This is a genomic window from Maribacter sp. IgM3_T14_3 (genome assembly GCF_049603095.1).
Classification (GTDB): Bacteria; Bacteroidota; Bacteroidia; order Flavobacteriales; family Flavobacteriaceae; genus Maribacter.
The window spans coordinates 313875-335559 of record NZ_CP187138.1 but is presented as its reverse complement, the minus strand read 5'-3'; the positions used below and the strand labels follow the sequence as shown (position 1 = coordinate 335559).

Sequence of the window (21685 nt, the reverse complement as noted above, 5' to 3'; positions counted from 1 at the left end):
ATGTCTAAAATGTTTTATGAATTTTATCTGTTTGTACCTGTCAATTCTATTAACATATTAATGTAATGCTAGAATAGGTACATCGCTATCATAACCAATTTCTTTAATTAATGGTCTAGAGAAAACATTACCAAAAAAGAAATGTTTACGGTTTATGAAAGACACCATATCACTCTCTCTACTTTCAACAAAGCTCTGTATACCTTTACCCAAGTTCTTTTCGGTAAGTGTATGAAATTGGTGTGCAGTCTCACTTAATATTGATGCTAATAATTGCTTATTGCTTAATTGAGTTTCGGTAAGTTCTTTATTCTTTTCTAAATGTAAAATGGCAATTTCAGCATGATGCATATTAGCCAATTCTATAAGGTATCTAAATTCTGATCTTTTGTATACATCTTTATAATCTGTAGGAAAAACAATTTCTTGAGGAGACATAAATGATACGTGCTCAGGTATTGCAAGCACAGGACATTCCCTGATTTTTTCCATTGCCATTACAGTATTACTGCCAAATAACACACCTTTAGATCCGGTTGCCCCTTTTGTTCCCATAGCCACCAAATCAATATCTTTTTCACTTATAATTTTCTTTATAGCTTCTGATAGAAAATTAGATGTAGATTCGGTATAATAATTATGCTTCAAGTTTTCTGGGTGCAAGGCTAAGGTTTCTAGAAGCTTTACAAAATTCTTTTCAGAATCTTCTTTAGCTTGTTCGTATGCAGCGCTACCTTCTTCTGGTATATTTAAGCTATTGGTAGTGTACTTTTCAAAACTGAATACATTTAAAAAATAAAAGTCACAGTTTAATTTGGCGTATAAATCAATAGTATATCTAATTGCGTTTAAGGCATTTTTAGAAAAATCGGTAGGTATTAGAATACGCTTATTCATTGTAAAATGATTTAGATTGTTCTATAAAAATATAATCTTGGCAATTGAATTACTATGATAAATATCAGTCTTGTACCGGTAGAATTAGAAACGGAACAGTTGCGTAGATACTTAAATCCATAATTACGGGTTCATGTAAAAAACGCTCAAAGAATTTTCTTCTATAGTATGACATTGCCAACATGCTAATTTCTCGTTCGGCTATAAAATCTTGTATAACATTTGCCTTGTCGGCATAGTTCCAAATCTCATCATAACTATGCGGTGTATTCAGTAAGCAGGTATCTAATAGTTTTTGGTTAGAGACTTGTTTAGAGGTCATTACTTCCTCTTCATTAATGTGAAGAACAGCAACAGAAGCTTCTGAAATTGATGCGATATCTAATAGCGTAGAAATAGAGCTTTTAGTACAGCCTTTTTTATAATCGGTAACAAAAGCGATTTCTTCAATAGGTTTAAAGGCAATTTCTCTCGGTATAGCCAGAATCGGGCAGGTTGTAATAGTATTTGCAATTTGTATGGTGTTGCTGCCCATAAATAACTCTTTGGCACCCGTTTTACCTTTGTTGCCCATGACCACCAAATCAATATCATGACTTTCTATTGTTTTTGAGATAACACTAGCAAGACTGCCTTTACTTGAAATGGTATTGAATTGATGTATCGTATTACCAGTATCAAGTATTATTTTATGTTCTGTTTTTGTTAAATTTTCTTGAGATAGGTTTTGTAAATTATTCATCTCTTTCTGCCCTTTTAATAGCGCATTTTTTGCACTCAGTACAAGATCATCATAAGCATGAACTATATGAAAAGTACATTTGGTAGATGCAAATATTTTGGTGGCGTAAAAAAGTGCATTGTAGGCTTCATTAGAAAAATCTGTGGCTACAAGTATGTTTTTAATCTTCATAGTTTTTTATTGTGGTATTACTAAAAATGGTACTGTAACGTGAAAGCCGATTTTCTTAATTACGGGCTCAATAAACAAGCGTTCTAAAAAGGTATGCTTGTTTTGTACCATGACTAATAAGTTTATTTTTTGCTTCATCTGAAATTCATTAATTGCCGCTATAATCTCATTACTACTTACATCATGAAAAAATCCGCTTTCAGATAATACTTTAGCTAGTTGTTTTTTATTTTTTTCTTGAACGGGAGTAAGGTCGTCACCAGTATATACATGCATAACGTTTACCTGAGATACATGAGAATTGGTAATCTTTAGCAATTGAGCCAAGCTTTTTTTATCTAGTGCTACTTCAAAATCATTAGGAAAAAGTATTTGTTCGGGTACTTCAAATTCAAAACCAGATGGTATGACCAAGACTGGGCATTTGGCATTTTTAATTACATGAACCGTATTAGTACCCAATAAAATTTCTTTTGCACCAGTTGCGCCTTGCGTGCCCATTACTACTATATCAATGCCTTCAGCCTCAACAGTTCTAGTAACTTCGCTAGAAAGTACATTTAGAGCAGAATGTGTAATGAAAGTATGTAAAGGATTATCAAATTCTTTTAGTAATTTCTCTTTGAGGTTTTCAAGGTTGTCTTGAGAATTCTGCTGTACAAGATCTCCAAGACCTATTTGCGCAGGGCTGCCCATTAAATATTCGGTATGGTAAACAGGTGGCATATAACTATTCAGAAGATAAAAAGTACATTTTATATCTTTATATAAAGTGAGTCCGTAACGTATTGCTGTTAGGGAGTTTTGAGAGAAATCTGTGGGAAATAGAATACGTGTCATAGTACTGTCATTTGATGAATTAAAATTAGGTACTGTAGATTACAAATAGTATGATATTGGTCATTAGTAGTTCTTTTTTTAATAGCTAGTATTAAGAAGCAAATACAAAATCGATGACAATGAAATTTAGAAAAAGTATAGGTTCGACTACCCCTACATTGGTTTATTTTTATGCACCTTGGTGTGTACCTTGTAAATTATTAAGACCAGTTGTAGACCAAGTGGTTGGGGAGTTCGGTGAAGCAATACAAAGCATTGAAATAGATGTAGAAATTGAAAAGGGAAAAGTAAGAAGATATAAAATTAAAGGTGTACCGACCTTAATACTTTTTAAGAACGGTACACCTCTTTGGCGGCATACAGGTGTAATGCCAATCGAAGATATTAGAATAGCCATAAAAGAGCATATGTAATGCTTAAGCTATTCAGTATTATTCGTGTATGACTAAGAATGGCACTTTCGTGTGATAGCTTATTTTTTCAACAGTCGGTCTAAATAGAATACGCTCTAAAAAGTTTAGATTTTTTGCGACCATTATGAGCATATCTAAATTTCTACTTTCTGTAAAACATTGAACAGATTCATCTATATGTTTCCCTGTAACTTCGTGAAAGGTGCATTCCATTTCCTTATAATAATCAAGAAATAAATTTTTAATTTTTAGTTGATTAGCACTGAGTTCTTCACCTTTACTAGAAACATATAACAATCGTAAAGCAGATTTTTTTAGCAGGATGATATCTTTGATGGTATCAAGTATTCGAACGTCGTATGATAAATTTAAATCGGACGGAAAACCTACTTCTTCTACTTTATCATAAGTAGCATCCTCTGGTACAGCTAATAATGTACATGGTACTTTTGTAATAACATTACCTGTATTACTACCCATAGCCACAGATTGAAGACCAGATGCCCCTTTTGTACCCATTATTATGAGCCCAATACTCTTTTCTTTGACAAAATCTTTAAGCTGATCAGTTAAAAAGCCATAGATAGCTTTAAAATGAAATTCATGCTTAACGTTTAGTGGTAGTTGTTCTATTTTTTTACTAAGAGCTTTAAGTTGTTCTCTACTCTCTGCCAATATTGAGGTCTCTAAAATTTCTGGAGATACGTACATCGCAGCTTCTCCACTAGCAGTTGTATTAATGGCATTAACGTGAACAATATGAAAATTACAGTGTGTTTTCTGGTAAAAAGAAATTCCGTAAACCAATGCATTCCAAGCGTTATCTGAGAAATCTGTAGGTATTAGTATATTTTTCATTGTAGTAGTTTAAATATTAGAAAAGATGACCTGTTACTGGGGTAAGAATAATACCGGAATTTTTGAATGAAAAGCGATTTTTTTTACGACAGGTTCGCCAATTACGTTCTCCCAAAAAGTATGTTGATGGCGCAGTATAGTTAAGAAGCTTGAATTTTTTTCTTCAGCATACAGGTCAATACTTTTAGAAATATTGATTTCAAAAGGTATGTTCTTAAATTTAATATCGAACCCAGATAACCGTTCCTTTAAAACTTCTTTATGTGCCTCTTGATAATCATTTAAATTGAATTCTATAGCCACGTGTACTATTTCAATATTGGCACTCCAAAGCTTACTAAGCTCGATAATGGGGTCAAATAAATTTTTCGTGTAGGGTGCGCTAAAATCAGTTGCGAAAAGTATCGATTTAAGACTTTGAAAGTTAAAACCGGTGGGTACCACAAGAATGGGAATGCTTTTTATAAGATTCAATACTTTTACCGTGTTACTACCTAAGAAAACATCTTTGGCACCAGTGGCACCTTGTGTACCCATAATTAACATGTCGATATCATTTTCGCTCAGTACAGACTCCACTGCATCTTCTAAATTTCCTGGTTTTGATAACGTCGTAAATTGGTGCTTTGCGTTTTTGTGGTTTATTTTAAGGTATGAAAGCATTTCTTCTAACTCTTTTACCGAGTATTTAGAAAGCGAATCATAGATAACACCAAGTCTCTGTTGGGTTTTAGAACCCATCATGTTTACTGGCGAAGGTTCAAAGGCGTGCAAGAGGTAAAAGTGACACTCTACATCTGTGTATATTTTTAAGGCCGTAAAAATGGCGTTCCAAGCATTATCCGAGAAATCTGTAGTAATGAGTATCTTTTTCATAGCAGTATAATTTTAGTTAGCGGGGTAAGTTTTGCATGACCATAAACGGTATGGTTGGTGAAAGACCAATTTCATCAATAGTAGACTGGTACAACATATCTTCTAAAAATGAATGTCTAGAGTTGACCATTACAAGCAAATCGATATTGTTCTCTTTAATATATTCAGTAATCGCATTTGTTCTATTATGAACACCAGTTCTAACAAATGATAATCTGGCATTTGGTAAAGATTCTTCTAAGAATTTTTTGTTATCTAGTTGTCTAAGGCTTAAATCTTCAAAATCTGAGATGTATAAACTAAGAACTTCTGCTTTGAATTCACCTGCCATAATATCTAGTAGTATTAATTCTCTGCGTTTATAGGGCAGCATGTAGTTACTAGGGAATAGTATTTTCTTGGGCTGGCTATAATTGTATTGATCAGGTACCGCCAAAACCGGACAATTTACATACTTAAAAACTTGCATGGTATTACTACCAAAGGTGATTTTAGAACTGGCGGTTTTACCTTTGGTACCCATAATTATGAGATCGATATTTTTAGTGTCTGCAAAATTATTAACGGCATCGACCAAAGACTCAAAAGATGATATTGCTTCATATTTATGTAATGGGTTGTGCGTTTTTGTTTGCGTATCTGCAACAAGCTTTTGTAATTTATTCTCAGATTCATCGGCAATACTATTTTTTTGTTTGTCGAATATATCCTTGTCCACATTATGGTAAGGTCCATATACTTCATCTGCATATGCATGTATAAAATAGAAATTCGTGCGCTCACATTTAAAAATATTAAGGGCATATGCGATCGCGTGATCTGCATTGCTCGAGAAGTCTGTAGGAATGAGAATATTTTTCATGGCTTTCGTTTATTGATACTTTAAAAGTATTGGAGGGGGCTAAAAAAACCTATGATAAATATCATGAGGGGTAAATAGTCAAACCGAAAATGCCTATTTAGATACTGGTAAGAGAGATTTGTCCATTAAAATCTAGTAGCTATTTAGTTATTGAAAGGAATATGTTAAAATGAGATGAAGAAATTTCGAAAGATTGAATAATGCGGTTAGCAAGTAAATAAGTTAAGATTTAAGAAGCCTGATATTCGTCATAGTAATTCAGTGTTCAACTAAATACATTAGTAGAACATTCTAAAATTTAGAAATTATGAAAAAAATACTAATCTTATGGGTATTAGCACTGATGGTAACGATACCCACTTCAGCACAAGTTTTAAATAATATTGATGAAATAGCTCCTTTTAGCGAGGGCTTGGCAGCAGTGCGTAAAGGCAAGCAATGGGGGTTTATCAATGAAGAGGGAAAAATGGTTATTGAATATAGAGATGACATATATGCGAGCGCAAATGTCGATGAAACCAAAACAGATGTTTCAGGAGTTAAATACCCCAAATTCAGCGAGGGTTTATGCATCATAAATAGTACAGTAGAAGATGGGGTGCCAGTATTCGGATTTATGGATACCTCAGGTAAGATTGTCATTGAACCACAGTTTTTAAATTTGTTTCCTTTTAAAGACGGCTTTACGACAGCTGTTTTATTTGATAAGAGCTTCAAAGGCGAGAATGAATTTAAATTAAAGATTTTCGAGTATAAGTTTTTTGATGTACGCGTTAGTTCAACTGGTGAGATTACAGATTATTTCGAAAAAAGAGATCATGTTCAAATGACCGTTAAACGCTATCAAATGCCAGAGATAGGTGCGAAGATTTTAAACAAAGAATTAGTAGCTACATACACTGCTGAGCAAGGTTGGACAATAGATAAATTAGTAACGAAAAATTAATTAACCATGGGTAGATTAAAAGATAAAGTTGCAGTAATTACAGGTGGCACAGGTGGAATTGGTTTGGCAACTGCCAACCTATTTTTAGAACAAGGAGCTAAAGTTGTTTTAGTAGATATCAATGCAGCTGCTATTGATGAATCTCGAGCTAAATTCAATAACAAAAATGTTTCTTTTTTTCAAGCAGATGTTTCTAAAAAAGAGGACACTATAAAATTTTTGAACCATGCCTTAACCACTTTTGGAAAAATAGATATTTTCTTTGCTAATGCAGGTATTGAAGGCATACCAACTTCGATAGCAGAATATCCAGAAGAGGTGTTCGATAAAGTAATTGCTGTAAACCTAAAAGGGGTTTGGTTGGGTTGCCAATATATAATTCCTAAAATGGAAGAGGGTGGCAGTGTCATTATAACATCTTCAGTTGCCGGTTTAAAAGGGTTTACAGGTTTAGGTGCCTATTGTGCTACAAAACATGCAGTTGTAGGTATAATGAGAGTTGCGGCTAATGAAAATGCTAGTAGAAAAATACGTGTAAATACGATACACCCTGGTCCGGTTGATAATGATATGATGCGTAGATTAGAAAGCGGTATGGCTCCCGATAATCCAGATGCTGTAAAAGACGGATTTACGGCGACAGTTCCTTTCGGGCGTTATGCTACTTCAAAAGAGATCGGAGAATATGCTTTATTTTTAGCTTCTGATGATAGTAAATATATTACCGGATGTACACATCCAATTGATGGTGGCATGTTAAGTGCATAAGCACTAATAGAATGAAATTGAAATTTGTAAAACTTGAATGTATTAATGGAAACATTGATATGTTCAAGTTTTTTATTTTAAAATAGTACCTTAGAATTAAATATAACACTCATGATCATTCATAATTTAGGGGACGAAAATTCAATACTAAATACTTTTATTTCAGAAATTAGAGATTCGCACATTCAAAAAGATGCAATGCGTTTTCGAAGAAATATAGAACGAATAGGAGAGGTGTTAGGTTACGAGGTAAGTAAAGAATTGGAATACACCATTAAAAATGTTACAACTCCTCTTGGTCATAAATCTATGAATTTGAGTCAAGATCAAGTAGTTATATGTTCTATTTTAAGAGCAGGTTTACCATTACACCAGGGTCTTTTAAATTATTTTGATAACGCTGAAAACGGATTCATATCTGCATTTAGAAAGCATGAAGGCGACGAAGATAATTTTGAAGTGATTGTGGACTATTTTGCGGCACCATCGTTAGAAGGTAAGGTACTTGTACTAACAGATCCTATGTTAGCTACAGGCAGGACTTTAGAAAATGTTCTTGAGGGGTTAAAAAAGCACGGAACACCCAAACAAATTCATATCGTTTCGGTGATTGGATCGCAAGAAGGCATTGATTTTATTGAGAACATTTTCCCTCAGAACACACATTTATGGATCTCGGCAATAGACCCAGAATTAAATGCTCGAGGTTATATTATACCAGGTATCGGTGATGCCGGCGATTTGGCATATGGTCAAAAACTATGATGATATGTTCTTTTTAGAACGCTTTATCCATTTTACAAATTCATACCAAAGTACAGAAACTGCACCTATAAGAATAGTCATGCCCAATTGAGATATCGATAAATCTTCAAATTCAAAAAAGCGGGTTAATGCAGGTACATATAACATTGCTAGTGCAAGTATGACAGTAAGACCTATCATTATCGGAACCAAATTATTTTTGTATTTCAGGGTGGTGAAAATGGAATAATAAAAAGAACGGTTCACCAAGGTCAAAAATATATTCGCAAATATTAAAACCATAAATACCATGGTGCGAGTAGTATTTTCAGAGAACCCAAGAGCTACTGTATATTGGTAAATAACTAATGCTCCAATCGTTATGGCTAAACCTTGAATAACACTTGTAGTTAGTTCTTTAAAGTTGAAAAAAGTAGTAGAAAAAGGTCTTGGTTTTTTGAACATGAGATTCTTCTCTAGAGGTTCATTTTCAAAAATTATAGAACATGTAGGTCCCATTATTAATTCCAAAATAATGACATGAGATGGTGAGAATATATTCGGATAAATCCATCGTAACGCCAAGGGTATAAATACGGTAAGGATGATTGGTATGTGTATAGAAATGATATACTGAATTGCTTTTTTCAAGTTGGTGTATATTTTTCTGCCCATGGCAACGGCATCAACCATTCTAGATAGGTCATCATCGACCAAAATAAGAGATGCGGCTTGTTTGGCAATTTCAGTACCTTTTTTACCCATGGCAATACCAATATGCGATGCTTTTAAAGCAGGGCCGTCATTTACACCGTCGCCAGTCATTGCTACTACCTCATTGTTTTTCTTTAATGCATTTACGATTCTCAATTTCGCATCGGGGAACATTCTAGAGAATACGTTGATGTGCTTTACTTTTTCTTGTAATTCGGTATCTGTAAGTTGCATTAACTCATCTCCAGAAATACATTTCTCGTATCCTTTAAAATTGATTTGTTTGGCGATTGCCATAGCGGTATTCGCATTATCACCTGTAACCAGTTTCACTTGTATGCCCGCACTATCAAAGTCCTTCAGTACTTGTGAGATGTTTTCTTTTGGTGGATCATAGAAAGCGATAATTCCCTTAAAATCAAATTTAAAATCTTGTTGTTCTTTCGGGTAATTTTCTCCTTCAAATATCGCCATACCCACGGCAAGCATTCTATACCCATCTTTACCTAATTCGGTAAGTGTGCTTTGTATAATTTCAATTTCAGAAGTAGTAAGATTAGCTACTGCTATAATAGCTTCAGGCGCACCTTTAGCGGCAATAATCTGGTTGCCCTCTTTATTCTGAAAAACATGGGTCATCATTGGCGGTTTACCACCTAAGGGGTATTCATGAACCATTTTATAATTGGGGCGCTCATCGTTATCTGTTAAGGTACCATATGCATTATGTATAGCAATTTCCATTGGGTCAAATGGTATTGGTTCACTTGCCCACATAGAAGTAGTTATAAGCTCTTTTTCATTATCGCCTAAAATATCTTTAGTGTTTACTATGTTACCGGTTTTTAATGTGAATAGTTTGGCTAACGCCATTTTATTTTGGGTGATAGTGCCAGTTTTATCAGTACAAATAACAGTTGCACTACCTAAGGTTTCAACGGTCTTCATCTGTTTTACGACGATTCCCATTTTCATTAATCGCCACGCACCTAATGCCATGAAAGTGGTAAATGCTACAGGAATTTCTTCAGGTAAAATACTCATGGCTAAGGTCAATGCCTTTAGTAAACTGTCTAGTACAATACCAGAACGCAGGTAATTTATTCCCCAAACGAGTAGAAATACAACGCCGCCCAAGATGGACATTAATTTTACGAAGTTGAAAATCTTCAGTTCCAAAGGTGTTTTTTCTTCGGTGATGTCTTCAAGGCTTTTGCCTATTTTCCCCAGTTTAGTTAAGTTGCCAATTGCTGTAATTTGGGCAATTGCCAATCCGCTAGCAACGGTACTTCCTGTAAAAATTAAATTATCTGTACTTGTGGTGTCCTTATAAACAGAAAGTGATTCACCGGTTAATATGGATTCATTTACAGAAAAATCATTTGAGTGAACTATAACGCCATCCGCAGAAATGGTAGTACCTTCTTCAACCATAAGAAAATCACCAACCACAATATCTTGGCTATCAATTTCTACAACGGCACCATTACGTATGACCTTGCTTTTTGGGTGGGTAAGGTTTTCGAGATTTTCTAAAGCCTTTCTACTTCTAGAATCTTGATATAGCGATATGGAGCCAACAAGAACAATGGCAGAAGCCAAAAAAATGCCATCACCATAATTACCGGTTATAAAATATATAGATGAAGCTATGAGTAACAATATAACCATGGGCTCTTTAGCAATGCTTTTTAGGGCATTTAAAAAGCTATTTTCTTTCTTGTAATTAAAAGAATTTACGCCGTGTTTTTTTTTAGAAGCATCAACCTGTTGGTCTGTGAGTCCGGTAATTCCAAAGTCGGTAGGGTTGATCATATTATTGTTTTTCGGTATTAATTTGTAAAAGGCATATCAAGTACTAAATTATCTGAAATCTTTAGGCAACTCACTGACATTTATCATATGATTTACGCCTATAAGTTTGCAATTTTATAATGTAATAATCTTAAAAGTAAACTATTATGCAAGCTACCATGAATGATATAAGAATAATAATGAAAGAAACGTATTCTAAACTGGTCTCTTATAAACGAAAAGAGAATAGAGAATCTTTCAATACAGAACTATTAAAGGTACTCCCTCAAATTTACAGATATGTGTCTAAAAGGTTGAATAGTGCCATAGCAAATGGAAAGTTAAATAAAGGTATGTTTAACCCGAGCGATTTTACAGATCAACTTTTTATAGAAGTGTATGATAATATCGATGATATAAAAAGTGAAAATGAATTGCATGTTTTTCTATTCAAAAAAGTAGATGAGTTATTAGAAGATAGTTTGGTAGAGGAGGAGTTTGATCATGTTTTTTTTGATAATATAGATACTTATTCTAAACCAGAATGGGATGCTATGGAAGAAAACTATACACAAGACGCTGATGGTGATTTTTTACTTTTAGATGAGATGGATGATAAATCCTTGGATAAAAGCAACTATTCTCTTAATCATGTATTTATAACTGAGGAAGAAAAGAAATTGGCGGATAAGTTAGATGCTACATTAGATAAAGAGCGTATATATAACCATGTACAATTGATATTGGATAAAATGAACCCGCCAATGAGAACGGTATTTGAACTCTTTACTAACGAGGGTTTAACTACCGAAGAAATAGCGGACATACGCAAAACAACACAAGAACAGGTAGAAGAGTTATTAGCGTCTGCAAGACAACTGCTTAAAAACAGTTTCGAGAAACGATTTCTTATAGATAGCAATTAAAAATAAAAATGACACTATCCCATTAACTGTGTAAGTTAAAAATAACAGGGGTTGGACTTTTATCTAAAGTCTGACCCTTTTTTCATAGATCGTCAGGAACTGATTTAGGATTATGCCCCAGTTCCTTACAGGCATCGACCACTTTTTGGTGGCCTCCCTTACCGCCAAATATACGGATTTCATCACGGCATCGTCCGTCGGGAAGGACAGCTTGTTCTTGGTGTACTTCCTGATCTTGCCGTTCAGGTTCTCGATAAGGTTGGTGGTATAGATTATTTTCCTGATCTCGATGGGGAACTCGAAGAACACGGTAAGCTCGTCCCAGTTGTCCCTCCAGCTTTTGACGGCATAGGAGTACTTCCCTTCCCATTTGTCCGCAAAGTCCTTTAGGGCGGCCTTCGCCGCAGCTTGTGTAGGTGCGTTGTAGATAAGTTTCATATCTGTTGTAAAGGCTTTTTTGTCCTTCCAGACAACGTACCTACAGGCATTCCTTATTTGATGCACCACACATATCTGGGTCTTGGATTCGGGGAACACGTTCTTGATGGTCTGGGTGAACCCGTTCAGATTATCGGTTGCGGTTATCAGGATGTCCTCGGTGCCACGGGCGCGTATATCGGTCAGTACGCTCATCCAAAAAGCGGCGGACTCGTTCTTGCCCAACCAAAGCCCAAGGACCTCTTTCTTACCGTCCCTGCGCAATCCTACCGCGATATAGACCGTTTTGTTGATGACCTTCGAGTTCTCGCGTACCTTGAACACGATCCCGTCCATCCAGACGATAAGGTATATCGGTTCCAATGGCCTGTTCTGCCAAGCGACGATGTCCCCGGAGATCTTGTCGGTTATCCTCGATATGGTGGATGTGGAGATATCGAAGTTGTAGACCTCCCGTATCTGCTCTTCGATATCGCTGTTGCTCATTCCCTTGGCATAGAGCGATACGATCACGTTCTCGATACCGTCGACCATATTACCGCGCTTGGGCACGATCATGGGGTTGAAACTGGCATCCCTGTCCCTTGGCACCGCGATCCTTGATTCCCCGAAGGAGGTACGGACTTTTTTGGTCGAATGGCCGTTACGTGTGTTCCCGTTCCTGGCCTTTCCATGTTTGTCATAATCGAGGTGGCCGTCAAGCTCGCCTTCCAGCATCTTCTCGATACCACGTTTTTGGAGTTCTTTCAGAAAACCGTTCAGCTCGTCACCGGTCTTGAACTGTTTTAAGAACTCATCGTTGAATAATTCCTCTTTCTTCATAATGGTGTGAAAATTTAAAGTTAAAAAAATAGCGGGGGCATGCCCCCGCTATTTTTTTATTTACACACTTTATGAGATAGTCCTATAAAAATGCTCTCAACTATTGTTGAGAGCATTTTTTATATTTTTTATTCGATAATTATGATTTGAATGCCTCGAGGCAAATTACTATGAAGGTATTCTAGTCGGTACTCCTTAATTTCCCAGCTAATTCATTGATTTTTATACGAAAGACAATAGATGATTCTTCAGTATCTATTTTTGCAGAAAACTCACTTATACATTTAGGGTTTTTACCGTAATTCTCTGATATTACTTCTTTAACGCCCTCAGAGAATTCATGTAGCATATGCTTGGCGTCAATACGCGAAAGTTCTTCAAAAGTACCTTGAACCAACACAGATCTCCAATTAGAAATAGAGGTAATATTATCTATAGATAAACACACAGATGGGTTTTTTCTCATTTCTTGAATCTTATGACCTTCAGAAGAATAGCTTGTTAGGGTGTTGGTATCTGCATCATAGAAATAGGTGATAGGTACAATATGCGGGTATCCACCAGAAATATAGGCTAGTCTACCAATGTAGTTTTGCTTTAGTAATGCTGCACATTCCTTTTCATCTAAATTTCTTCTCATGACCTTATTGTTGTTTGTTGATGCGATAAAAGTATAAATCATTGAATTAGTGGTACATGATATTCGTCAGTAGTTGAAAAGCTATAGTGAACTACGAATTCTAGTTCATACCCAACGAATACTAAAAGGCACCCATTTTACGAGTAGTTCGCAGTTAGATTTGACTTCAAATAATAATAATCTAAAACTACGATCATGAAACTACTTTACACCTTTTTACTGTGTTGCACCATCTTCACTGGCTTTTCTCAAGATAATGACAGTCCATATTTATTGGTATCTACAGAAGATGCGGTTATTCCTTTAAAATCTTCAAAAACAGAAGTTGAAATATCTGGTACTATTGCTCATGTTCGGGTAACACAGGTATATCAAAATAACGGAGCAGAGGCAATAGAAGCTAAATACATATTTCCGCTTTCTACTCAAGCAGCGGTTCATAAAATGCAGATGACTATTGGTAACCGTATTGTAAATGCCAAAATATTTGAAAAGCAAGAAGCCCAAAAAGTATATGAAACCGCTTTGAGCGAAGGCAAGCGAGCAGCGAAATTAGACCAAGACAGACCCAATGTGTTTAAAATGAATGTGGGTAATATTATGCCTGGCGATGAAATTGCCATAGATATCTATTACACAGAAATATTGGTGCCTGTAAATGGGGAATATCAATTTGTAGCACCAGGTGTTGTGGGTCCAAGGTTCACTGGTAAGAGCACTGAAAATGAAGAGAGTTTCAATATGCCATATACGGCAAAGGGCATTGCAGATAGTTTTGATTTTGATATGACGGTAACCTTGAATGCCGGTATGATCATTCAGAATATTAATAGCACTAGTCATAAAGTAACCGTAAAGCATCCTGATGTAAAAACAGCTGAAGTCTTTTTATCTGAAGGGAATAAGAATCCGTCGAACAGAGATTTTATATTGAATTACAACCTAAGAGGTAACCTGATACAAACGGGATTGTTGATGTATGAAGGGGAAGATGAGAACTTCTTCACCTATCAAATGGAGCCAAGTAAAAATGTGGAATTAGATGATATTCCGTCACGTGAGTACTTGTTCATTGTAGATGTATCAGGTTCTATGAATGGGTATCCGTTAGAGGTGTCACGAGAACTAATGCGTAATCTTTTATGCGGATTACGAATGACAGATACGTTCAATGTTCAATTATTCGCATCGAGCTCTACTATTTTTAGTCCGACTCCGGTAGAGATTAATGAACAGAATATAGAAGCAGCCATTCGGTTTTTATCCGAAGGTCAAGGCGGTGGTGGTACCCAATTATTAAGTGCACTACACGAGGCATATAAATTACCAAGAAAAGATATGGGTAGTGCCCGTTCTATGGTCATTATTACTGACGGCTATGTAAGTGTTGAAAAAGAAGCTTTTGAGCTAATCAGCTCAAATTTGGATAAAGCCAATGTATTCACATTCGGTATCGGATCTAGTGTAAATAGATATTTAATAGAAGGTATGGCCAAGGTTTCTAATAATGAATCCTTTATTGCAACCACATCTGAAGAAGCGGTAGAAGTAGCCAAAGACTTTGCGAAATATATTGCTACACCATTATTAACACGAGTAAAAATAGAGTCGAAAGGCTTTGATATGTATGACCTAGCCCAAAAGAGTATACCAGATGTATTTGCGGCAAGACCAGTTATTGTTCATGGTAAATATAGAGGCAAGGCAGAAGGAAAAATTATAGTAACAGGCTATCAAGGTAAAAAACGATTTAGAGAAGTGTATAATGTATCTGATGGGCATTTAAGTAAATCGAATAAAGCATTACGTTACTTATGGGCAAGAAAGAAAATAGGGGAGTTAGATGATTACAGCAACTTATTTAATGAAGACGTAAAAGCAGAAGTAATTGAATTGGGATTGAAATACAACCTACTTACCAACTACACTTCTTTTGTAGCGGTAGATGAAGCCATAGTAAATGAAGATGGCACATTGACCAAAGTGAAGCAACCGTTGCCAATGCCTAATAATGTAAATAATTCAGCCGTTGGTGCAGAAGCTGAGGTAAAAGAAAGTAGCAAATTCAAACGCACCTTTACCATAGATTTTGAAAACGAAATAGAGAAGAATATAAAAAGACAATTGACGATGGAGTTCAAAGTAATGTATAGCAAACTGGTAACCGAATACTTAGAAAAGTATGAAAGCTTGCGCATAAAATTCAATGCACAGGGCAAGGTGATACGTGTAGAGAAATTAGAAAATGGTAGCTGGTTGATAGATGAAACTATACAATCAGAAATGGAGAAAATCAGTTTAAGATCAGTTAATAAAGAAATGACAATAACTCTAAAAAAGTAGGCAGTACCAGTTTTCAGTAAGCAGTTTTAATAAAAACGTCTTTGCGAGGCACGAAGCAATCTCTAACTAGTTGGTAGATTACTTCGTGCCTTTTTATAATATCTAATCTATACTTTTTATCAGGTCTGTTTTTCTTTATAAAAATCCTGGTAAAAACTAGATATAAACTGAATACATACGCACTGTTCAACGAATTCTAGATGAGGTGCTACGAATACTAGAACACCCTCGTAAAAGCCCTGTCTCTGCTGTAATTTAGTAGTGTAGAAAGAAAACAACTAAAAATAACAGTATGAAAAATTTAATCCTATTCGCCTTTTTATTCAGCATTTGTATCACCAATGCACAGGAGTTTCAATTAACGGATACCTACGATATTACAAACCAAAGAAGTAGTGGTCAAGAAGACGAAGACACATGGTTGGTAGATGTAATCGAATCAAACAATCCAGAGCGTCTTGTGGCTACGATGTCCATTTCAGATTTCGGCTTGTTAGATGAAATACGCATATCAGTTTTAAGCAATCCGGATTTAGAAGATATCAATGAAATTTTAAAAGTAACACTAGAATATAACGCTTGTTGTTCAAGCACGGAAGAGTTCTATTATTTGATAAGTAATGACAATGATTTTATCGCGCTACCAAGTATAAAAAATGAGTATGCCTACGAACCTATTTCAGACATACACTACATTTTTCCTAACCAGTCATTTGGTAAAGAAGGAACCATACTAAGAGCAGCATTACAATACACAGAAACAGCTACTATTAAAGACATTAAAGTACTTGGAAGCATTGCCTGGAACGACGATGATTTTGATACTGAAGACGCTATAACAGCAATTAATTATTAATAACCCTTAAAATTTAGAATTATGAAAAATTTAAAGAAAAGTGCCTTATTCCTATGCTTATTTGGATTTGTAAACATGTTCGCCCAAAGTGTAGAACAAGTAGAATTTGAAGTGATGGATAAAGATATTCCTGCAGAAGAGTTAAACTATGAGTATTTATTGGCTCACAAAGTATTTCTTCGTGAAAAGCCATCTGTTAGAAGTAAAAAAGTAACACTTCTAGATATCGGCACTAAAATGGTATTGTGGGAAAAAAGTATGTACTCTAAAGAAATAGATGGCATCAATAGTCACTGGTACCGAGTAACCACAGGCAATGAAACCGGATGGGTTTGGGGTGGAATGATCGCTCAAAAATCTTTTGGAAGCATTGCGGACAACCAAGTGAAGTTTGTTTATGGGTATGAAAGTAGTGCTAAAAACGAATCTGGTATTACCGAAACAAAATTTCAGTTACGTGCCTTTAAAAACGGACAACAATTAGATAAAATCGTATTAGATAGTCTTGCTGCGATTCCGGTTCATATTGAAAACCATGGTAGTTTAGGTCTGTTTAATGTAGAAGATGTGATTACTATAGATTTAGTAGATACAGATTCTGGGTACCAAGTTGGTAAGAGCTACTTGTTCTGGAACAATGGAAGGTTCAAAAAAGTTGCAAGTTTAATAGACTATGCAGATACCAATTATCTAAAGACTGAGTCTTTTGTTTTTCCTTCGGATATGCAAGGTGTTAAGAGTACTATTTTGTTGAAAACGACCATTACAAAAAACATCAAAACACTTGATGATGCATTGGCACAAAACAACGTAGAATTCATTACCACTTCGTATGTATGGAATGGATCCAAATTAACTAAGAAAGAAGAAGTTCGTGAGATTAAAGATGAGGCTGTAGTAAGTATAGACTTTTAAAAAATAGTTATGAATAAGTGTTTAATTTTAGTATTGGTTTATGTGCTAATGCTAGGTAGTAAGAAGCCGTTTTCGCAACAGTCGGGAGCGGCACTTGCTTCACCTACCAAAAAAGAAATGGTACAAGAAGCTATTGTATTTATTGCTGGTTTTGATGAAGGTGATAGCACCTACTATGGCAATGCCAAGCAGTATTTTAAAAAACAAGGAATGCCAATTGTAGATAGTTTATATGCTATTGATGAGATTGTAAGTTATTTAAATAATGCAGGAGAAAATCAAGTACGTTTTAAAGAAATACACATTGTAAGTCATAGTAATGCCTGGTTGGGTATGTCTTTAAAGACTACAAAAACAGGAGAGCGAATTACCGTTTCCACATTACAAAATGCAATACAAGATTATAGTATAGAAACAATGTGTGATAACACTGCTAAGGGTTCTAAAATAATTTTTCATTCTTGCGGATTAGGAGAAAATCAACCCTTACTTCAAGAATTGAAAAATACGTTCAAAGCAGAGAAAGTAGTGGCGTCATCATATTTTAATGTATTCGGCGGTAAATATGCAGATCATTATTTGGCAAAACCCTATTACGGGTATTACCCAACAGCAGAATCTTTGGGTCCTGCGCATCTTTCTAAGGAGTTTAAGCAAGCATATCCTGATGTAGCTATCGATTGGTTTACTCCCTTAAAGACAAGACAAGAATCTTCGTTTGGCAAAGCCTATAGTTTCAAATTTAATATTCCGGTAGATTGGGAGTTTACTTTTGATGCTGTTACCAATATTCCTACTTTAGAAGACAAAGAAGCAATTATGGATTGGATTTCAGAATCTCCAGAAATGGCTGAGGTACTGTTTAAATTGAACATTCCGATAGAAAAATTCCGTTGGAGAAGTAGGGTACAAGGAAATAAACTAATAATAAAAGGAAAAACAACCGTACTCTGCGTATTGGCACCTATTTTGCAGCCTAATGATACCACTGAGTACCAAAACACAAACATACAAGACCCTATATTATATCAAATATTATAGACATAGCAACGTTAGATAATTACTTAAAATAGAACTCATATTTGAATCTGCTTAGTACATACGTCTTATTGGTATTTTGTTTTTTTGGAACAATGCACTTAGCTGCGCAAAATAGCCAGTTACGAGCATATACCATTGCAGATGGTTTACCACAGTCTCAAGTATATGATGTGCTACAAGATGAAATGGGCTACCTGTGGTTAGGAACCCAGGGTGGCGGATTAGCAAATTTTGACGGAGAAACCTTCGAAGTATGGAACGAAAGTGACGGATTACTTTCTAATTACATTGACGCCTTACATACCGTAAACGACTCCCTTTTTGTGGGCACAAGAAAAGGACTTTCCATAAAAGTAAAGAACAACTTTGTAAATTTTAATTCCCCACAAATTCTTCAATTCTACACTGCTGAAAATGTGCTGTATGTGGGTACTAAAAAAGGTCTCTATAGCTATTCTAAAAATAAAGAATTAAGCAAGATTGCTATAAATCCCGAGATAGATTCCAGCGAAATTAATTCCATTCTTTTTGATGGAAATTACTATTGGATAGCTACTAATAACGGCTTGTGGAAATTGAAAGCATTGAGCGGATCAGCTTCTGAAAAGAGAAAGGTTGAGGTAAATAACTTTAAGTCTGTCATTCAACATAATAGTAAAATACTGGCAGCGACTTTTGACGATGGCGTTTTTATAATGGACAGTGAGAATACTGATAATCAGTTTCTAATGCCAGAGCCATCGCGTATAAATTCCATGTCCATTCAAAATACAGATGAGCTTTGGATAGCTACTGATGATGAAGGAATTACAATTGTAGAGACCAATAAATTTTCGGAGTTAAAACTACTAGATAACTCCGGCGGATTAGCGACTCCCCATATCAGAAAAGTCATCAATGATGACAATGGCAATCTTTGGATTGCGACTTCTGGTGGCGGACTTTATAAGTACTTTCAAAACAATTTCAAGCACTACGACCAAAGAACCGGTTTAAAAGGAAATCGTATTTATGCGGTACATAATGCACCAGACGGATTATGGTTTTCCTCTTCAGAAGCAGGGTTAACGAAAATAGATTCTTTGGGTATTCATCCTTTACCAAATGAGGGTTCGTTTTTTGATGTAAAAATTAAGACCATCGATAGCGATGCAAAAGGCAATATCTGGGCAGGTTCAGATAATAGGGGATTACTATTTCGAGAAACCAAATTGGTCGATAGTTTAGTGTTCTCATCAAGCGAAACCTTCTTAATAAATATTGACACGGTAGCCGTGCAAAGAACTACTAATCACATTATCGATGAAAGCAAAGGCTTTCCGTCAGATTGGATACGTACGGTAATTACAGATGAAGATTTTATATGGGCAACGACGTATGCCCACGGTATTGTTAAATTCAATTACTATTCTGACAATGATAGTCTGGTAGTTAGAAAAATCTTTTCGAAGCGAAATGGAATTACCGACATGCTGATAAAAGGCATGGTTAAAGGTCCTGATGGTAAACTCTGGTACTCAACACAAAATGGACATTTGGGCTATATAGAAAATAATAAGGTGACGAGTATTAAAACTGGTTTGGAGCAGCAAACTGCAATAGGCACTATTTTGTTTCATGATGATACTATCTATTTAGGTACTTCGGGTAAAGGTATTTGGTATGCGAATAGTACCAATCCCGTAAATTTTCAGCAATTAAAAGGAAGCAAGAACTTATCTTCAAATAATATCTATCAACTCATTTTCGATGATCAAGGGTATCTGTGGGCAGGTTCTGAAAGGGGAGTCGATAAAATAGAATTGAACAAAGACAATGAAATTGCAGACGTATATCACTTTGGTAGAAATGACGGATTTTTAGGGATAGAAACTTGTTTAAATGCGGTTGATAAAGATGAACAAGGTAATCTGTGGTTCGGTGCCATTTATGGGTTGACAAAACATATACCAAGTGAAAGCAAGAAAGCCTCGTTACCACCAACGGTATATTTTACGGGGGTGGAGGAGCGATATAAAAATATAGATTCCATAGTTCTTAAAGATTGGACGAATAGTAACAAGGTACTGCAACTAACTCCAGAGCAGACACAACTAGGTTTTTCATTTAGAACGGTAGATGTGGATCACCCAAATGAAATAGAATACAGAACAAAATTGGATGATACAGAGTGGAGTCCGTGGGTAAAGGAGAACAAGCAAAATTTCGCCGGACTCGCATATGGTGCACATACCTTTTCGGCGCAATCTAGAAATTACAGATGGCAAGAAAGCGACCCTATCAAATTCAGCTTTTTTATCGATAGTCCGTTATACAAAAAAGATTGGTTTCAATGGTCGGTTTTAGCATTGGCGATATTGGTGTTATTGGGTAGTGGGTTGTTTTATATCCGTAAGATTAAAACAAAAAACAAAGCAGCCCAAGAGCAATTAAAAACTCAGAATTACCTGCTTACTTTAGAGCAAAAAGCGCTGCAATTACAGATGAATCCGCATTTTATATTCAATGTGTTGAATGGAGTAAAAGCAATGGCAGGCAACAAGCCAGAAAAGATGGATGCCACTATCAATAGCTTTGCCATTTTGCTGCGTGAAACTTTACAGAATTCTAGAAAGGAACATATAAGTTTAGACCAAGAAATAAAGGCATTACGACATTATGTAGAAGTAGAGCAGTTAATGGCTCAGCAGCCTTTTGAATGTTCTTTTAATATAGACACCAATCCTGATGCAGAAGAGATATTGATTCCGCCAATGTTGATTCAACCTTTTGTAGAAAATGCGATTAGACACGGAATATTAAAAGGAAACAAAGCTGGAAAATTAGAAATAGGATTCACGACCACAGAAACACATTTACAGTGTAGTATTATTGATAACGGATTAGGTATTTTTAAATCGCAAAGCGAAAAGCCGAAAACGGACCATCAATCTATGGCATTGACCGTTACTAAAGAAAGGCTAGAATCAATAGCAGGAACGAATACCCTGCAAATAAGTGAAATTAAAAATGAAGACGGTAGTATTGATGGCACCAAGATTACCTTTAAAATACCTTTACTAACAGATTATTAGAGACC

At 35.5% G+C, this 21685-nt stretch carries 19 protein-coding genes; 10 read left to right on the top strand and 9 right to left on the bottom strand.

Annotated elements, in window-relative coordinates:
• Window positions 1-57 precede the first annotated feature (57 nt).
• The 3 genes from ACPF9A_RS01570 to ACPF9A_RS01560 form a co-directional block, all read right to left on the bottom strand.
• Window positions 58-897 (bottom strand): universal stress protein, encoded by an 840-nt coding sequence (locus tag ACPF9A_RS01570; RefSeq protein ID WP_424001030.1) that lies wholly within the window; start codon window positions 895-897, stop codon window positions 58-60.
• 64 nt (window positions 898-961) lie between these two features.
• On the bottom strand, window positions 962-1810 hold the full coding sequence (locus tag ACPF9A_RS01565; RefSeq protein WP_424001028.1) for a universal stress protein: 849 nt from the start codon (window positions 1808-1810) through the stop codon (window positions 962-964).
• Window positions 1811-1816: 6 nt separating this feature from the next.
• On the bottom strand, window positions 1817-2650 hold the full coding sequence (locus ACPF9A_RS01560) for a universal stress protein (RefSeq protein ID WP_424001026.1): 834 nt from the start codon (window positions 2648-2650) through the stop codon (window positions 1817-1819).
• Between the two features lie 119 nt (window positions 2651-2769).
• Between ACPF9A_RS01560 and ACPF9A_RS01555 the strand changes: the two genes are divergently transcribed.
• Window positions 2770-3063: a thioredoxin family protein gene (locus ACPF9A_RS01555; protein WP_396633995.1), complete on the top strand. Its 294-nt coding sequence runs from the start codon at window positions 2770-2772 to the stop codon at window positions 3061-3063.
• Between the two features lie 18 nt (window positions 3064-3081).
• Here the strand turns inward: ACPF9A_RS01555 and ACPF9A_RS01550 are convergent, their stop codons facing one another.
• From ACPF9A_RS01550 to ACPF9A_RS01540, 3 genes are read right to left on the bottom strand one after another with little or no spacing between them, the layout of a single operon-like run.
• The gene (locus tag ACPF9A_RS01550) at window positions 3082-3921 is read right to left on the bottom strand and encodes a universal stress protein (protein WP_424001023.1); all 840 of its coding nucleotides are present in this window, start codon (window positions 3919-3921) and stop codon (window positions 3082-3084) included.
• 33 nt (window positions 3922-3954) lie between these two features.
• A complete protein-coding gene (locus ACPF9A_RS01545; RefSeq protein ID WP_424001021.1) occupies window positions 3955-4797 on the bottom strand; it encodes a universal stress protein in 843 nt (280 codons plus the stop codon).
• Between the two features lie 16 nt (window positions 4798-4813).
• On the bottom strand, window positions 4814-5659 hold the full coding sequence (locus ACPF9A_RS01540) for a universal stress protein (RefSeq protein ID WP_424001019.1): 846 nt from the start codon (window positions 5657-5659) through the stop codon (window positions 4814-4816).
• 307 nt (window positions 5660-5966) lie between these two features.
• Between ACPF9A_RS01540 and ACPF9A_RS01535 the strand changes: the two genes are divergently transcribed.
• The 3 genes from ACPF9A_RS01535 (at window position 5967) to upp (ending at window position 8138) form a co-directional block, all read left to right on the top strand.
• Window positions 5967-6605, top strand: a complete 639-nt coding sequence (locus ACPF9A_RS01535; protein ID WP_424001017.1) for a WG repeat-containing protein — start codon at window positions 5967-5969, stop codon at window positions 6603-6605.
• A gap of 6 nt (window positions 6606-6611) precedes the next feature.
• Window positions 6612-7373, top strand: coding sequence for an SDR family NAD(P)-dependent oxidoreductase (locus tag ACPF9A_RS01530; protein ID WP_424001015.1), 762 nt, complete (start codon window positions 6612-6614; stop codon window positions 7371-7373).
• A gap of 111 nt (window positions 7374-7484) precedes the next feature.
• Window positions 7485-8138 carry a uracil phosphoribosyltransferase gene (gene upp, locus ACPF9A_RS01525; RefSeq protein WP_424001013.1) on the top strand — a complete coding sequence of 218 codons (654 nt, stop codon included), beginning with the start codon at window positions 7485-7487 and terminating at the stop codon, window positions 8136-8138.
• Here the strand turns inward: upp and ACPF9A_RS01520 are convergent.
• Window positions 8133-10646, bottom strand: a complete 2514-nt coding sequence (locus ACPF9A_RS01520; RefSeq protein WP_424001011.1) for a cation-translocating P-type ATPase — start codon at window positions 10644-10646, stop codon at window positions 8133-8135. The genes upp and ACPF9A_RS01520 overlap by 6 nt on opposite strands.
• Before the next feature lie 146 nt (window positions 10647-10792).
• Here ACPF9A_RS01520 and ACPF9A_RS01515 point away from each other — a divergent pair, with 146 nt between their 5' ends.
• Window positions 10793-11551 carry an RNA polymerase sigma factor gene (locus tag ACPF9A_RS01515; RefSeq protein ID WP_424001009.1) on the top strand — a complete coding sequence of 253 codons (759 nt, stop codon included), beginning with the start codon at window positions 10793-10795 and terminating at the stop codon, window positions 11549-11551.
• A gap of 63 nt (window positions 11552-11614) precedes the next feature.
• Here the strand turns inward: ACPF9A_RS01515 and ACPF9A_RS01510 are convergent, their stop codons facing one another.
• Both ACPF9A_RS01510 and ACPF9A_RS01505 read right to left on the bottom strand, forming a co-directional pair.
• Window positions 11615-12811, bottom strand: a complete 1197-nt coding sequence (locus ACPF9A_RS01510; RefSeq protein WP_423997793.1) for an IS256 family transposase — start codon at window positions 12809-12811, stop codon at window positions 11615-11617.
• A 181-nt stretch (window positions 12812-12992) separates the two neighbouring features.
• Window positions 12993-13451 carry a pyridoxamine 5'-phosphate oxidase family protein gene (locus ACPF9A_RS01505; protein ID WP_424001007.1) on the bottom strand — a complete coding sequence of 153 codons (459 nt, stop codon included), beginning with the start codon at window positions 13449-13451 and terminating at the stop codon, window positions 12993-12995.
• A 195-nt stretch (window positions 13452-13646) separates the two neighbouring features.
• On the opposite strand from ACPF9A_RS01505, the gene ACPF9A_RS01500 reads away from it, so the two are divergent.
• The 5 genes from ACPF9A_RS01500 (at window position 13647) to ACPF9A_RS01480 (ending at window position 21680) form a co-directional block, all read left to right on the top strand.
• The gene (locus ACPF9A_RS01500; RefSeq protein WP_424001005.1) at window positions 13647-15794 is read left to right on the top strand and encodes a VIT and vWA domain-containing protein; all 2148 of its coding nucleotides are present in this window, start codon (window positions 13647-13649) and stop codon (window positions 15792-15794) included.
• Window positions 15795-16086: 292 nt separating this feature from the next.
• Complete coding sequence (locus ACPF9A_RS01495; protein WP_424001003.1) at window positions 16087-16650, top strand: hypothetical protein; 564 nt, start codon at window positions 16087-16089, stop codon at window positions 16648-16650.
• A gap of 21 nt (window positions 16651-16671) precedes the next feature.
• A complete protein-coding gene (locus tag ACPF9A_RS01490) occupies window positions 16672-17565 on the top strand; it encodes an SH3 domain-containing protein (protein WP_424001001.1) in 894 nt (297 codons plus the stop codon).
• 9 nt (window positions 17566-17574) lie between these two features.
• A complete protein-coding gene (locus ACPF9A_RS01485; protein WP_424000999.1) occupies window positions 17575-18606 on the top strand; it encodes a hypothetical protein in 1032 nt (343 codons plus the stop codon).
• A gap of 92 nt (window positions 18607-18698) precedes the next feature.
• Window positions 18699-21680 carry a ligand-binding sensor domain-containing protein gene (locus ACPF9A_RS01480; RefSeq protein ID WP_424000997.1) on the top strand — a complete coding sequence of 994 codons (2982 nt, stop codon included), beginning with the start codon at window positions 18699-18701 and terminating at the stop codon, window positions 21678-21680.
• The last annotated feature ends 5 nt before the right edge of the window (window positions 21681-21685 follow it).

What these genes read in the sequence shown, in the direction of transcription:
- ACPF9A_RS01505 (WP_424001007.1), bottom strand. Translation starts at nt 13,451, where the DNA reads ATGAGAAGAAATTTAGATGAAAAGGAATGTGCAGCATTACTAAAGCAA.
- ACPF9A_RS01500 (WP_424001005.1), top strand. Translation starts at nt 13,647, where the DNA reads ATGAAACTACTTTACACCTTTTTACTGTGTTGCACCATCTTCACTGGC.
- ACPF9A_RS01555 (WP_396633995.1), top strand. Translation starts at nt 2,770, where the DNA reads ATGAAATTTAGAAAAAGTATAGGTTCGACTACCCCTACATTGGTTTAT.
- ACPF9A_RS01540 (WP_424001019.1), bottom strand. Translation starts at nt 5,659, where the DNA reads ATGAAAAATATTCTCATTCCTACAGACTTCTCGAGCAATGCAGATCAC.
- ACPF9A_RS01535 (WP_424001017.1), top strand. Translation starts at nt 5,967, where the DNA reads ATGAAAAAAATACTAATCTTATGGGTATTAGCACTGATGGTAACGATA.
- ACPF9A_RS01510 (WP_423997793.1), bottom strand. Translation starts at nt 12,811, where the DNA reads ATGAAGAAAGAGGAATTATTCAACGATGAGTTCTTAAAACAGTTCAAG.
- ACPF9A_RS01495 (WP_424001003.1), top strand. Translation starts at nt 16,087, where the DNA reads ATGAAAAATTTAATCCTATTCGCCTTTTTATTCAGCATTTGTATCACC.
- ACPF9A_RS01565 (WP_424001028.1), bottom strand. Translation starts at nt 1,810, where the DNA reads ATGAAGATTAAAAACATACTTGTAGCCACAGATTTTTCTAATGAAGCC.
- ACPF9A_RS01515 (WP_424001009.1), top strand. Translation starts at nt 10,793, where the DNA reads ATGCAAGCTACCATGAATGATATAAGAATAATAATGAAAGAAACGTAT.
- ACPF9A_RS01480 (WP_424000997.1), top strand. Translation starts at nt 18,699, where the DNA reads ATGCACTTAGCTGCGCAAAATAGCCAGTTACGAGCATATACCATTGCA.
- ACPF9A_RS01570 (WP_424001030.1), bottom strand. Translation starts at nt 897, where the DNA reads ATGAATAAGCGTATTCTAATACCTACCGATTTTTCTAAAAATGCCTTA.
- upp (WP_424001013.1), top strand. Translation starts at nt 7,485, where the DNA reads ATGATCATTCATAATTTAGGGGACGAAAATTCAATACTAAATACTTTT.
- ACPF9A_RS01550 (WP_424001023.1), bottom strand. Translation starts at nt 3,921, where the DNA reads ATGAAAAATATACTAATACCTACAGATTTCTCAGATAACGCTTGGAAT.
- ACPF9A_RS01520 (WP_424001011.1), bottom strand. Translation starts at nt 10,646, where the DNA reads ATGATCAACCCTACCGACTTTGGAATTACCGGACTCACAGACCAACAG.
- ACPF9A_RS01545 (WP_424001021.1), bottom strand. Translation starts at nt 4,797, where the DNA reads ATGAAAAAGATACTCATTACTACAGATTTCTCGGATAATGCTTGGAAC.
- ACPF9A_RS01560 (WP_424001026.1), bottom strand. Translation starts at nt 2,650, where the DNA reads ATGACACGTATTCTATTTCCCACAGATTTCTCTCAAAACTCCCTAACA.
- ACPF9A_RS01530 (WP_424001015.1), top strand. Translation starts at nt 6,612, where the DNA reads ATGGGTAGATTAAAAGATAAAGTTGCAGTAATTACAGGTGGCACAGGT.
- ACPF9A_RS01485 (WP_424000999.1), top strand. Translation starts at nt 17,575, where the DNA reads ATGAATAAGTGTTTAATTTTAGTATTGGTTTATGTGCTAATGCTAGGT.
- ACPF9A_RS01490 (WP_424001001.1), top strand. Translation starts at nt 16,672, where the DNA reads ATGAAAAATTTAAAGAAAAGTGCCTTATTCCTATGCTTATTTGGATTT.